Source organism: Mycobacterium sp. NGS51 (genome assembly GCF_059812525.1).
The window spans coordinates 260624-273577 of record NZ_JCALCV010000001.1 but is presented as its reverse complement, the minus strand read 5'-3'; the positions used below and the strand labels follow the sequence as shown (position 1 = coordinate 273577).

General features: G+C 65.7%; 10 protein-coding genes. 3 read left to right on the top strand and 7 right to left on the bottom strand.

Going from position 1 to position 12954, the window contains the following annotated elements; genetic code table 11:
- Nucleotides 1-34: 34 nt before the first annotated feature.
- The 6 genes from purF to AC5Y5W_RS01380 all read right to left on the bottom strand — a co-directional run bounded on the left by purF (nt 35) and on the right by AC5Y5W_RS01380 (nt 8373).
- On the bottom strand, nt 35-1600 hold the full coding sequence (gene purF, locus AC5Y5W_RS01405) for an amidophosphoribosyltransferase (RefSeq protein WP_500008719.1): 1566 nt from the start codon (nt 1598-1600) through the stop codon (nt 35-37).
- A 289-nt stretch (nt 1601-1889) separates the two neighbouring features.
- Nucleotides 1890-2282 carry a sterol carrier family protein gene (locus tag AC5Y5W_RS01400; RefSeq protein WP_500008718.1) on the bottom strand — a complete coding sequence of 131 codons (393 nt, stop codon included), beginning with the start codon at nt 2280-2282 and terminating at the stop codon, nt 1890-1892.
- A 2-nt stretch (nt 2283-2284) separates the two neighbouring features.
- On the bottom strand, nt 2285-2914 hold the full coding sequence (locus tag AC5Y5W_RS01395) for an Rv0804 family intramembrane glutamic endopeptidase (RefSeq protein ID WP_500008717.1): 630 nt from the start codon (nt 2912-2914) through the stop codon (nt 2285-2287).
- Nucleotides 2914-4680, bottom strand: coding sequence for an alpha/beta hydrolase (locus tag AC5Y5W_RS01390; RefSeq protein ID WP_500008716.1), 1767 nt, complete (start codon nt 4678-4680; stop codon nt 2914-2916). Before AC5Y5W_RS01390 ends, AC5Y5W_RS01395 begins: the two co-directional genes overlap by 1 nt.
- 4 nt (nt 4681-4684) lie before the next feature.
- Complete coding sequence (gene purL, locus AC5Y5W_RS01385; RefSeq protein WP_500008851.1) at nt 4685-6964, bottom strand: phosphoribosylformylglycinamidine synthase subunit PurL; 2280 nt, start codon at nt 6962-6964, stop codon at nt 4685-4687.
- 149 nt (nt 6965-7113) lie between these two features.
- Nucleotides 7114-8373, bottom strand: a complete 1260-nt coding sequence (locus AC5Y5W_RS01380) for a M18 family aminopeptidase (protein WP_500008715.1) — start codon at nt 8371-8373, stop codon at nt 7114-7116.
- Nucleotides 8374-8423: 50 nt separating this feature from the next.
- Between AC5Y5W_RS01380 and AC5Y5W_RS01375 the strand changes: the two genes are divergently transcribed.
- The gene (locus AC5Y5W_RS01375) at nt 8424-9440 is read left to right on the top strand and encodes a Dyp-type peroxidase (RefSeq protein WP_500008714.1); all 1017 of its coding nucleotides are present in this window, start codon (nt 8424-8426) and stop codon (nt 9438-9440) included.
- Nucleotides 9440-10237: a family 1 encapsulin nanocompartment shell protein gene (locus AC5Y5W_RS01370; protein WP_500008713.1), complete on the top strand. Its 798-nt coding sequence runs from the start codon at nt 9440-9442 to the stop codon at nt 10235-10237. The genes AC5Y5W_RS01375 and AC5Y5W_RS01370 overlap by 1 nt, the downstream gene beginning before the upstream one ends.
- Before the next feature lie 77 nt (nt 10238-10314).
- Here AC5Y5W_RS01370 and AC5Y5W_RS01365 read toward each other — a convergent pair whose 3' ends face one another.
- A complete protein-coding gene (locus tag AC5Y5W_RS01365) occupies nt 10315-10887 on the bottom strand; it encodes a TetR/AcrR family transcriptional regulator (protein ID WP_500008712.1) in 573 nt (190 codons plus the stop codon).
- A 137-nt stretch (nt 10888-11024) separates the two neighbouring features.
- Here AC5Y5W_RS01365 and AC5Y5W_RS01360 point away from each other — a divergent pair, with 137 nt between their 5' ends.
- Nucleotides 11025-12341, top strand: coding sequence for a glycosyltransferase (locus tag AC5Y5W_RS01360; RefSeq protein WP_500008711.1), 1317 nt, complete (start codon nt 11025-11027; stop codon nt 12339-12341).
- Nucleotides 12342-12954 lie beyond the last annotated feature (613 nt).

Sequence of the window (12954 nt, the reverse complement as noted above, 5' to 3'; positions counted from 1 at the left end):
CGATAAAGGCTACCGGTCGATGCCGAGCCCCGGGCTAGGGATGCCGCAGAACGGAGGCCTGCTCCTCCTCCGCAGACACCTCCGGGGCCGAAAGCTCGGTTGGCACACCGGCGCCGCGCGCCGCGTTGGCCAGCATGTGCTCGATGACGTTCTTACCCAGCGCGGTCTCGCTGGGCAGCTCGATCGGATACTTGCCGTCAAAGCAGGCAGCACACAGCCGGGAGGCGGGCTGCTCGGTGGCCGCGATCAGACCCCGCAGCGAGATGTAGCCCAGCGTGTCGGCGTTGATGGCATGGCGCACCGCTTCGAGCATCTCGCCCTCGTCCTCGACAGCGTTGGCGATCAGCTCGGCCGGGGACGGGAAGTCGATGCCGTAGAAGCAGGGCCACTTCACCGGTGGCGACGCGATGCGCACGTGCACCTCGACGGCGCCGGCCTCCCGCAGCATCCGGACCAGGGCACGCTGGGTATTGCCGCGGACGATCGAGTCGTCGACGACGATGAGCCGCTTGCCCCGGATGACTTCTTTGAGCGGGTTGAGCTTGAGCCGAATGCCCAGCTGGCGGATGGTCTGTGAGGGCTGGATGAAGGTACGTCCGACGTAAGCGTTCTTCATCAGGCCCTGCCCGTAGGGAATGCCGGATTCCTGGGCATAACCGACTGCGGCCGGAGTCCCAGATTCGGGAACCCCGATCACCAGGTCGGCGTCGATCGGGCATTCGCGGGCCAGCCGACGACCAATCTCCACCCGGGCGCCGTGCACCGACCGACCGGCGATCGTGCTATCCGGGCGGGCCAGGTAGACGTACTCGAAGATGCAGCCCTTCGGGGTCGGGTTGGCGAAGCGGGTCGACCGCACGCCGTCGGCGTCGATCGCCAGGAGTTCGCCCGGCTCGATGTCGCGCACGAACGAGGCGCCGACGATGTCCAGTGCGGCGGTTTCCGAGGCAACCACCCAGCCGCGGTCCAACCGGCCCAAAGACAGCGGCCGCACCCCGTGCGGGTCGCGGCATGCGTAGAGGGTGTTCTCGTCCATGAAGGTCAGGCAGAACGCTCCCCGCACCGTCGGCAGCAGCTCCAGCGCGGCCTGTTCCAGGCTGGAATCGGCGGCGCCGTGGGCCAGCAATGCGCCCAGGATGTCGGAATCGGTGGTGGCCGCGCCGGGCAACCTGGGATTAATCAGCCCCGCCTCGCGGGCCCGCGTGACCAGTGCGGCGCTGTTGACCAGGTTGCCGTTGTGGCCCAACGCGACACCTGTGCCGGCGGCGGTGGTACGGAACACGGGTTGGGCATTTTCCCAGGTGGTATTGCCGGTGGTCGAATAGCGGCAGTGCCCGATGGCAACATGACCCTCCATGGCCGCCAGCGTCTGCTCGTCGAACACCTGGCTGACCAGACCGAGATCTTTGAACACCAGCACCTGCGAACCATCGGCGACGGCGATGCCGGCGGCTTCCTGGCCTCGGTGCTGCAATGCGTAAAGGCCGTAGTAGCTGAGCTTGGCAACATCCTCGCCGGGAGCCCAGACGCCGAACACCCCGCACTCTTCGCGGGGCGGGTTTTCCTGAACCTCGAGGGGTTGCGGCTGCTGCACGGTCACGATGGGCGGCTCCCTGTGGGCGCGAGTGGTGACGGTAACGGAGTCTACGGAAACGACGGTCAAGACGCCGAATCGGGCAAGCGTGTTGCGTACACGGGCAACAGTTTTTGACCCGCCATCATTCCCACTGGAGTTCAGCATTCACGCAGGTCACAGAAGCCACTCCAGTCACCCCATTCGGGTACCGGCCGCCGCCAGATCGTCGAGGACCAGGTACCCAGCGTTGTACCCCGGCGTGAAGGTGATGCCGGGCCCGCCGTGACACCCCGCGCCCGCGGGGTTGCGGGCGTCAACCGGTCAAGCTCACCAGTGGGAGCCACATCTCGATCTCGCCTGCCCGCGAGCCCGAAAGCTGCAGCGCTCCAACGGATATGGCGTCAGCGAGCTGCATCAGTCCGGTAGCCAACAACAACCAGGTGCGCGGATCGGTTTCGATGACGTTGGGCGGGGTGCCCCTGGTGTGCCGCGGCCCCGAAACACATTGGACGGCAACGAATGGTGGAATGCGGACTTCGACGCTGGAACCGGGCGCTTGCCCGGCCAACGTGCGAGCGGTGAGCCGGACTGCGGCCGCCAATTGGGCGCGGTCGGGAGGAGGACAGGTCTCGTCGCGCAGCCATTCCTCGACGGCCAGCACCGCCGCGCGGGTCTGAGCCGCATCAGCACTCTGCCGGGCGGCCATGCTTAGCCGAACCGCCGCTTGATCGTCAGCGCCGCCACCGCGCCGGTCTCGTTGATCGCCAGGTGCGCCAGCATCGGCGCCGCCAAGCTGCCGGATTGCTCAGCCAGCCAACGAAATACCCAGCCGGCGACACCCGTGGCCAACACAGTCGGCACTACCGGTTCGCCGGTGGCCCGGGCGTCAGCGATGTGGGAGAGACCGAAGGCGGCGGCTTGCAGCAGTCGACCGCCGGAGTCGCCGAACGCGGAGGTGGCGACGGTGGCCAATGCCGCACGGTACGCCGCTTCCTCGCTCCATACCGTGCCCAGCGGTATCCGCCACAACAACCAGACCGGCGCGGGAGCCGGCAATTCACGGATCGACATCGAGAACCGCACCACGGGCACGGCTGTCGTCGCCGCTACGGCCGCTGCCACGGCGGCACCCGCCGCCAGCCCGAGCCGCAACCCCGTCCACAACCGCGGCGGACGCAGACCCAACTGTGCCCCAGTCAGCAGCACCAGCAGCCGGGCCAGTCCGGCCTGCACCGGCGCCCGCCACGGCATCGGGATACCGGTACTGACAAAGCTCCAGCCGACCAACGATGCGGCCAGCGCAGCCGCCGACGCCTGACGAAACATCCTGTGCCGCATCAATGCTCAGGTCCGTCAGCGCCCTCGGTGTGTTTCAGCGCAACCCGTATGCGCTCAGTGTCGTCGGCTGTCCACCCGTCGGGTGGAGCGACGGCGGCCCAGCCGTCTAGCACCATGTCGCCGTAGTTGTGGCCATGTCCGCCCGGCATGCCCTCGGCGTTGGTCAGGTCAGCGCTGACCTGCCAGAACGTGACGATTGGATACCAGCGCATCGACGCGCTGCGATCCTGGCCGGGCGGTTCAACCAGCCAGTCCGGGCGGCTGAACAACAAGTCCGGTGACCACCAGACCACCGGGTCGGACGGATGCTGCAGAAACAGCACCCGGGCCCCGTCCCACGGCGGCGCGGCAATACGGGAGATGTCGGCCGGCGTCACCGCTTCGGAGAACCGAACGGTTCGCCCGTTGTCGTAGCGCGGCTGCACCGCAGGAGTGCCCGGATCACGCCGCACCAGCAGCGCATGCCATAGCGAGCTGTCCTGCGGCGGGCCGACCCACAGCACGCCGCTGAAGCCCAGCCGGGAAATGTCGGGCAGATAGTCGAAGGCGCTTTGCCCGGCCATCGAGCCCAGGCTCTCGCCGTAGAGCATCAGCTTCGGCCGCTGACCCGGTTCCAGCTGCTGCCAACGGTCGTGGATTGTGTCGATCAGCAACCGCCCGGAATCCATCGACTTCTGCTTGTCGGCCAGAAAGGAGATCCAACTCGGCAGATAGGAGTACTGCACGCCGACCATCGCGGTGTCGCCGTTGTACATCATCTCGATCGCACGCGCCGCCACCGGGTTGATCCAGCCGGTGCCGGTGGTGGGGACGATGATCAACACCTTGCGGCTGAATGCCTGGGTGCGCTCCAGTTCGTGAATCAGCACCTTCATCCGCCCCTCGTCGTCGTCGGCGGTATGCAGCCCGGCGTACACCCGAATGGGCTCCCTGGCGAGCCGGCCGTTGACCCGGGTCAGCTCGGCGGCGTGCGGGCCGGTGGCGACGAAGTTGCGACCCTGATAACCCAGGGAATCCCAGGGCGCCAACGATTCTGGGCTGCCGGACCTCTCGGGCAACAGCGGTTGGCTAATCCCGGCGCGAGTTTCGCTGTTCTGCGGTTGGAAGGCGGCGTTTGCCCCGGCGAAGAATCCGCGGATCAGCACGCCGTTGATCAAGGTGACCAACACCACCACCACGATCGCGGTGCCGATGAACAGCGCCGTCTCGCTGTGCAGGCGCCACCGCCTGATCAGCATCCGCGCCACCAGCTTGATGGCGTCGATGAGCACCCGGAAGACCGACACCACCAGCGCGCTGACCGCGACTGCGACAAGCAGCGTGCGCAGGTAGGACCCTGTGCTCGGTCCGTCGATACCCATCAGTGCCGAGACCTGCCGCTGCCAGGAGGCGGCCGGGATGAGCATCAGTACACACGCCGTCGGAGCGGTAGCCACCACGGCCGCCTTCACCCAGAACAGCGGCCGCGCCGGCGGGGGCCACCAGGCGGCGTTGCGAAGGACGAAGCGGTGCACGGCCTTTCCGATCACCACACCCAGGCCGTACCCGAATGCGGCGTTCACACCGCCGATCAAGCCTTGAAACAGCCAGTCATGCGGTAACAGCGAGGGCGTCAGCGACAGACAGAAGAACAACGCACCGAACGCAGTCCCGACGAAGTTCAGCCGCAGCAAGCTCCATGCCCAAATCAGCAGCGGGTGGTGGCCGCGGGTCGCGGTCTGTGGCGGGGCCGACTCACCGGTGACGTCGTCGACGGGGGTGCTCATGTCCCTATCCGAAGAGCCGCGGCAACACACCCTCAAAGGTGCTGCGCAGTTCGTCCAGGGACACCGTGAACAAACCCTGTACCTCCACCGAATCCGAACCTTGGTCGACGACACCGATGCGGGTAGCAGGCAGCCCCCGCGCTTCACACATCGAGACGAACCGGCTCTCCTCGGTGCGCGGTATCGCCACCAATACTCGGCCCGCCGATTCGGAGAACAACATGGCAAATGGGTCAGCATCGTCGGGAAGCACTATGCGGCAACCTGTTTCGCCCGTCAGCGCCGATTCCACCACGGCCTGGGCCAGCCCGCCTTCGGACAGGTCGTGGGCCGCGGATACCAGACCGTCTCGCGAGGCGGCGCTCAACACATCGGCCAGCAGCTTTTCACGGGCCAGGTCCACCGCAGGGGGTAATCCGCCCAAGTGGTCGGCGGTCACCTGCGCCCAGATGGAGCCGTCGAATTCGTCCCGGGTGTCACCCAGCAGCAGCAACGTCTCCCCCGGCTCGGTGCCCATGCCGGTGGGCAGGCGCCGACCCACGTCGTCTATGACGCCCAAAACACCGACGACCGGGGTTGGCAGGATGGCCGTCGACCCGGTCTGGTTGTAGAAGCTGACATTGCCGCCGGTCACTGGAATACCCAGTGCTGCACAGCCATCCGCGAGCCCGCGGACCGCCTGCGCGAATTGCCACATCACGCCCGGGTCTTCCGGTGAGCCGAAGTTCAGGCAGTTGGTCACCGCAACCGGCGTGGCGCCGGTGGCCGCCACGTTGCGGTAGGCCTCGGCCAGCGCCAGTTGGGCACCGGTATAAGGATCCAGCAGGGTGTAGCGCCCCGACGCATCGGTCGATACCGCGATGCCGCGGCCGGTGGCCTCGTCGACGCGCAGCATGCCACCGTCGGCGTACTCGGCCAGCACGGTGTTGCCGCGCACGTAGCGGTCGTACTGCTCGGTGATGAATGCCCGGCTGCACAGGTGCGGACTGCCCAGCATCGTGAGCAACGTCGCGCGTAATTCGTCGCCGGTGGCCGGACGGAGCAGCGTGCTGGACCGGTCGGCGTTGAGCGCATCCTGTGACTCCGGGCGGGCGACCGGACGCTGGTACACCGGACCTTCGTGGGCCACCGTGCGGGGCGGCACCTCGACGACGGTCTCGCCGTGCCAGGTGATCTTCAGCCGGTCGCCGTCGGTGACCTCGCCGATCACGGTGGCCAGCACCTCCCATTTACGGCACACCGCCAAAAATGCGTCGACGTTCTCCGGCGCGACCACCGCGCACATCCGCTCCTGGGACTCGCTGCAGAGCACCTCGGCCGGGGTCATGTTCTTGGCCCGAAGTGGAACCGAGTCCAGTTCAACGGTCATGCCGCCATCACCTGCGGATGCTAATTCCGAGGTGGCACACGCTAATCCGGCTCCACCAAGATCCTGGATGCCCACCACCAAGCCGGCGGCGTACAGCTCCAGGCAACACTCGATGAGCACCTTCTCCATGAACGGATCGCCGACTTGCACCGAGGGCAATTTCTTTCTGTTCTTGCTGCCGTTACCCGACTCGTCGCCGCCGAAGGTCTCCGAGGCCAGTACCGACACCCCGCCGATACCGTCGAGCCCGGTCCGCGCACCGAACAGGATGATCTTGTTCCCAACGCCCGAGGCAAACGCCAGATGCAGGTCCTCTTGCCGCAGCACCCCCACACACATCGCGTTCACCAGCGGGTTACCCGCGTAGCAGGCATCGAAGACGGTTTCACCGCCGATATTCGGCAAGCCCAGCGAGTTGCCGTAGCCGCCGATACCGCGCACCACCCCGTCAAGGACGCGGCGCGTGTCGGGCGCGTCGGCCGCGCCGAAGCGCAACTGGTCCATCACCGCGACCGGTCGAGCGCCCATCGCCATGATGTCGCGCACGATGCCGCCGACCCCGGTGGCCGCGCCCTGATAGGGCTCGACGTAGGACGGGTGATTGTGTGACTCAACCTTGAACGTGACCGCCCAACCATCGCCGATGTCGACGACACCGGCGTTCTCCCCGATGCCGGCCAACATTCCGGTCCGCATCTGCTCGGTGGTGGTCTCACCGAAGTAGCGCAGGTGAACCTTCGACGACTTGTAGGAGCAGTGCTCACTCCACATCACCGAGTACATGGCCAGCTCCGCGTCGGTGGGCCGACGCCCGAGAATGTCACGGATCCGCTGGTATTCGTCGTCTTTGAGACCCAGCTCGCGGAACGGTTGAGGCAGATCAGGGGTGGCTGCGGCCTGCTCGACGGTATCCACCGCTTGGGTGAGCCCGGATGTCACGCAGACAGTCTAGATTCCGCGCTCCTGCCAGACCCTTGGAGCGCGCGTCCAGACTGCGGTCATGGCGCCGAGACTGCGCCCAGATCGTTGACCAACATGATTTCTCGCACTGGCCGCAGTGTCGATCAACCAGGAGACAAGAACGCTTGAAGCGCCGCGGCGTAGGCGGGCAAGTCGTGGGCGCCCATCAGTTCACGCGCCGAGTGCATCGCCAGCTGCGGGGCGCCGACGTCGACAGTCGGGATGCCGGTCCGCGCCGACGTCATCGGGCCGATGGTCGAGCCGCACGGCAGGTCAGCGCGATGCTCGTAACGCTGTAGCGGCACCCCAGCCTGTCGGCAGGCCAGCGCGAATGCGGCGGCCGTGCGGCCGTCGGTGGCGTAGCGCAGGTTGGGCTGGACCTTGAGCACCGGCCCACCATTGATCGCGATGAGGTGGCCGGGCTCGTGGCGGTCCGGATAGTTCGGGTGCGTGGCGTGCGCCATGTCGCCCGACGCCACCATTGACCCGGCAAGGCGGCGCAGCAAATCCTCGCGACCACCGCGTGCGGCCAACACGATCCGTTCCAACGTGGTCAACAGCAGTTCGGAGTTGGCGCCGTGATCGGAGGTGGAACCAACTTCCTCGTGGTCGAACAGCGCCAGCACTGGTACGTACTCGCGTGGTTGGGCGGCCAGGAATGCTTCGGTCCCCGCATAGCAGGTCGCCTGGTTGTCCAGCCGCGCGGCGCTGACGAACTGGCCGCCGACACCCGACAGTGTCGACGGTGTCAGGTCGTGGGTCATCAGGTCGAAGCCGAGCACGCTACGGGCATCGACGCCGGACTGGTCGGCGACGTAGTCCAGAAACGAGCCGGCAATCTCGCCGGCTGCCCACACCGCGTTGACGTGGCGTTGCGGGTCCAGCGCGACCGCCTTGCGGTCCTCGGCCAGGTGAATGGCCAGCTGCGGCACCCGCAGAATCGGCTCGTCGATGCGGACCAACCGGTGAGCAACGCCAGCGCAGTCGGCCACCGACAGCCGTCCGCTGATGCCCAGGTCGCGATCCAGCCACGAGTTCAGCCAGGCGCCGCCGTACGGCTGTAGCGCCACCACCTGCCACCCCGCCACCTGGCGGTCGGGGTATTGCTTGACACGCAAATTCGGGCTGTCGGTGTGGCCGCCGACGATCCGAAACGGCCGTTCCGTGTCACCGCTGCTGTCCCAGGCCACCAGCGAGCCGGCCCGGACCGTGAAGAACTTGCCGCCGGTGCTCGGCCAGACATCGACCTCGGCGAGTTCGGAGTAGCCGGCACTGCGCAGCCTTGCCGCCACGGTGGCGCAGACGTGAAACGGCGACGGAGATGCGTCGATGAACTCGCACAGGCCTTGTGCCGTGGCCGCCATGCCACTCATCTTTTCATCACCGCGACGGCTGGCACGTTAGGGTCGAAACCGTGACCGATGTCCAGCCACAACCGGTTCTCGCGCCGTTGACACCGGCCGCGATCTTTTTGGTGGTCACCATCGACAAGGGCGGCGAGGCGACTGTGCACGAGGCGCTGACCGACGTCTCCGGGCTGGTACGCGCGATCGGATTTCGGGATCCCACCAAACGCTTGTCGGTGATCGCCTCGATCGGATCCGACGCTTGGGACCGATTGTTCAGCGGAACCCGGCCCGTCGATCTGCATCCATTCGCGGAGCTTTGCGGGCCGCGGCACGCCGCCCCGGCCACTCCCGGCGACGTGTTATTCCACATCCGCGCCGAGACGATGGATGTCTGCTTCGAGCTGGCCACCCGACTGGTCGACGCGATGGCCGATGCGATCACCGTCGTCGACGAAGTGCATGGGTTCCGGTTCTTCGACAACCGCGATCTGATGGGATTCGTCGACGGCACCGAGAATCCCGACGGGCCAGTGGCCGTGAGCTCCACCCAGATCGGCGACGAGGACCCCGTGTTTGCCGGCGGGTGCTATGTGCACGTGCAGAAATACGTCCACGACATGGCCGGGTGGAATGCGTTGTCGGTTACGGAGCAGGAACGAGCCTTCGGGCGAACCAAGCTGGAAGACATCGAATTCGACGACGACGACAAGCCGGCCAACTCGCACCTCACGCTTAATGTCATCGAAGACGACGAGGGCAACGAGCTCAAGATCGTGCGTCACAACATGCCGTTCGGCGAGGTCGGCAAGGGCGAATACGGGACGTATTTCATTGGCTACTCGCGTAATCCGGCCGTCACCGAGGAGATGCTGCGCAATATGTTCCTCGGCGACCCGCCTGGGGTCACCGACCGCATCCTTGACTTCTCCACCGCGATCACCGGCGGAATGTTCTTTTCCCCTACCGTTGACTTCCTCGACGATCCGCCGCCGCTGCCGGATTCACCGCCGGCAGCGCCGGCAACGGATGCGGCACCCGGAGACGGATCATTGGCGATCGGCAGTCTGAAAGGAAAATCCTGATGAACAACCTCTACCGCGACCTAGCGCCGATCACCGAAGAAGCTTGGGCTGAAATCGAATTGGAGGCGACGCGGACTTTCAAGCGTCATATCGCCGGGCGTCGGGTGGTCGATGTCAGCGAGCCCGGCGGGCCGGTGGCGGCGGCGGTCAGCACCGGTCGACTAACCGATGTGACGGCGCCCACCGATGGAGTGGAGGCGCACCTGCGTGACAGCAGACCTCTTGTGCGGCTCCGGGTTCCGTTCACACTGTCGCGTTCGGAGATCGATGACGTGGAACGCGGCGCGCAAGACGCCGACTGGGATCCGGTCAAGGTAGCGGCCAAGAAGCTGGCGTTCGTGGAAGACCGGGCGATCTTCGAGGGCTATCCGGAAGCGTCGATCGAGGGCATCCGCAGTGCGAGCTCCAACCCTGCGCTGACCCTGCCCGAGGATGCCCGCGACTTCCCGGACGTGATCACCCAGGCGCTTTCGGGCCTGCGGTTGGCCGGTGTCGATGGCCCCTATTCCGTGCTGCTGTCGGCCGACGCATACACGAAAGTCAGCGAGACCACCGAACACGGCTATCCGATCCGCGAGCATCTGCACCGGCTGGTCGACGGCGACATCATCTGGGCCCCGGCGATCGACGGCGCATTCGTATTGACCACTCGCGGCGGCGACTTCGATCTGCAGCTGGGTACCGACGTAGCGATCGGCTACCTATCCCACGACGCCGACACCGTGCAGTTGTACATGCAAGAGACCATGACGTTCCTGTGCTACACCGGCGAAGCCGCGGTCTGCCTCGGGACATAACCCCTCCGCGCGAGCGTGCGTGTCCCCGGGCGACACGCCGAGCGTGTCGCCGGATCCACGCACGCTCGCGGCCATCGCTATGTTGCTTGCTGCCTAGCGAAGACGGTCTCAGCCAACATGCGCCGACACCATGTCCTATAAGCGTCCGTGCTCCACCCGTCGCGGTGAGTGATCCGCAAGTACGTTTCGACACTGCAGAGCACCCCGCAGGTCTCGACAATCTCGTCGAACGGAACATCAACACGAAGCCATCCACGCTCACTGAACACGCTTAGGACTCGCCGGGCCTGCGCGTTGATCCCGGCGATGAACTCGTTCAGGTACCGATCCAGGTCCGGGTCGGAAGCGGCGCCGCCGAACAGCGCAGGGGCCAATTTCGCCGTCCGCTGGTGCACGTCCGTCACGGCCGTGACAAGGAAGTCGAGCGACTCCTGAGGGTCGGCGATCAGTTGACGGCCGACATCCAGGTTGAGCAGATTTTCTTCGCCGCTCACCCCCAGCCCCGCGTATTCGATCGCGGCGATCAGCAGCACGGCCTTGGGCCCTTGACTCTGGACGGTTTCGGCGGACACACCGGCCGCAGCGGCGATCTTGGCCAGCGTGGTGCGTGCATAACCCTGGGCGGCGAAAAGCTCCGCCGCAGTTGCCACGACTCGCGACCGGGTCGCCTCCGCCTGCTGCTGACGTAACTCGGACCGATATGCCCGCGGCCGACGGACTATTGACTTGGGTGACACAGTAATGAATACTACATTACCAAGATAGACTGCGGGTCGCGGGAGGCGCAATGTCATCAATCCTGATCGCCAGCGTCCCTGCGCCCGGTCATGTGACGCCATTGCTAGCAGTTGCGGAAAACTTCGTCATGCGCGGTGACGACGTACGATTCATCACCGGTTCTCTGTTCGCCGAGAAGGTCGCCGCAACCGGCGCGTCGTATCTGCCGCTGCCCGCCGAAGCCGATTTAGACCACCGAACTCATCTGCAGAACTTTCCCGAGCGCGCAAAGCTGAAGGGCGTCAAGGCGATCGCTTTCGACGTCGAACACGTCTTTGCCCGCCCCGCCAAGGCGCAATACGACACGATCGTCGCTGCGCTTGCAGCGCATCCCGCCGATGCGGTGCTCGCCGAGCCCGTTTTTCTCGGCGCTGCGTTCCTGCTCGAGCACCCGCGTTCGGCGCGTCCGCCAGTCGTCATGTGCGGAGTCGTTCCATTGGCCATCGAGAGCCGCGACACCGCGCCATTCGGCATGGGACTGCCGCCCGCCCGGTTCCTCAACCGCCCGCGCAACGTCGCGCTGACTGCTCTGAATCGTCGAGTCCTGCAGCGCGCCAACCAAGCAGTCAACGACCTGCACCGGGACGTGCACGGCAACGATATGCCGTGCACGATGGCGGGCTGGGGTCGCCGGGCAGATGCGCTCGTACAGTTCGGTGTTCCCTCCTTCGAATACCCGTTGTCCGATGCGCCGCCCGGCCTTTACTTCGCCGGGCCGCTCTCGGCTGCCGGCTCGCAGGCCCCACTACCGGAGTGGTGGTCTGATCTCGACACAACCCTGCCCGTCATCCACGTCACCCAGGGCACGGTTGCCAACACCGACTATGAGCAGCTCATCGCGCCGACGCTGCGTGCGCTCGCCGACGAGGATGTTCTGATCGTGGTGGCGACGGGCGGTCGCCCGCTGGAAACGCTGCCCCCGCTGCCGGCGAACGCCCGGGCGGCGATGTACCTGCCCTACGACGAATTGCTGTCGCGCACTGCGGTTTACGTGACCAATGGCGGCTACGGCGGCGTGCAGTACGCCTTGCGCTACGGCGTGCCGGTCGTCGCCACCGGCGGCAAGGAATACAAGCCCGAGGTCGGTGCTCGCGTCGCCTGGTCCGGCGTCGGTCGCCGGATTCGAAGTGAGCGACCAACACCACGTGCGCTGCGCCGCGACATTCTCGCTGTGCTGAATCAACCGAGATACCGCCATGCCAGTCAGCGGGTGGCAGCCGATATGGCTGCGGCTCCCGGCTTCGCCGGCCTGGCCGGCATCGTTGACGGATTGGCCGCCGGCTCAGCAGGAGTGGCTGCCTACCCGGCAAACTCGAAATTGCACTGAGGATCGTGGTTTTCGCGATATCACAACCGTCAGCGCAATCTGAATGTCCGCAACCGCGTACCGCCGATGGTGTCCATGAAAACATCACCGGAGCCAGTCAACATGACGAACGAGGCGTCTTGTTATGCAGGTTTCCGATAGCGCCCATAATCGAGTGCAAATATCGCTGCCGCGAACACGCTGCGCACCAACAGCTTTGTCAGACTTATGTACGATAACGGGGTGGCGCGCGTCGATACGCATCGCTGATGGCGACGATAAGCTCTATCGATAGTCGAACGGGCGAGGCTTGGTAATGGAATTGCGGAGCTCACTGCTTTCGTCGCAGTCATCGAAGAACAATGCATGTCGGCTTTGCATCTCAGCCGGTCGGCGCTGTCACGGACAATCAGCGCCACTCGAGCGAAAGCCCGGAGCCAAGCTGGTAGTGCGTAGCAGCGTCGGCGTCAGTCCGACTGCGGCGGGAGAGGCGTTGCCGAAACCCTATCGAGATTTGCAGCCGACTGCCCCGATGCGCGAATTGTGCCGCATCGCCTGTACACCGCCGCACAGGTCGCCGCGTTGCGTACGACGAACTCGATATCGGTCTGGTGCGGGAGGGTCAGGTTGAACC

Excerpts from the sequence above, each read along its gene's own strand:
- AC5Y5W_RS01400 (WP_500008718.1), bottom strand. The coding sequence starts at position 2,282 with ATGGCCGCCCGGCAGAGTGCTGATGCGGCTCAGACCCGCGCGGCGGTG.
- AC5Y5W_RS01380 (WP_500008715.1), bottom strand. The coding sequence starts at position 8,373 with ATGGCGGCCACGGCACAAGGCCTGTGCGAGTTCATCGACGCATCTCCG.
- AC5Y5W_RS01395 (WP_500008717.1), bottom strand. The coding sequence starts at position 2,914 with ATGCGGCACAGGATGTTTCGTCAGGCGTCGGCGGCTGCGCTGGCCGCA.
- AC5Y5W_RS01390 (WP_500008716.1), bottom strand. The coding sequence starts at position 4,680 with ATGAGCACCCCCGTCGACGACGTCACCGGTGAGTCGGCCCCGCCACAG.
- AC5Y5W_RS01360 (WP_500008711.1), top strand. The coding sequence starts at position 11,025 with ATGTCATCAATCCTGATCGCCAGCGTCCCTGCGCCCGGTCATGTGACG.
- AC5Y5W_RS01370 (WP_500008713.1), top strand. The coding sequence starts at position 9,440 with ATGAACAACCTCTACCGCGACCTAGCGCCGATCACCGAAGAAGCTTGG.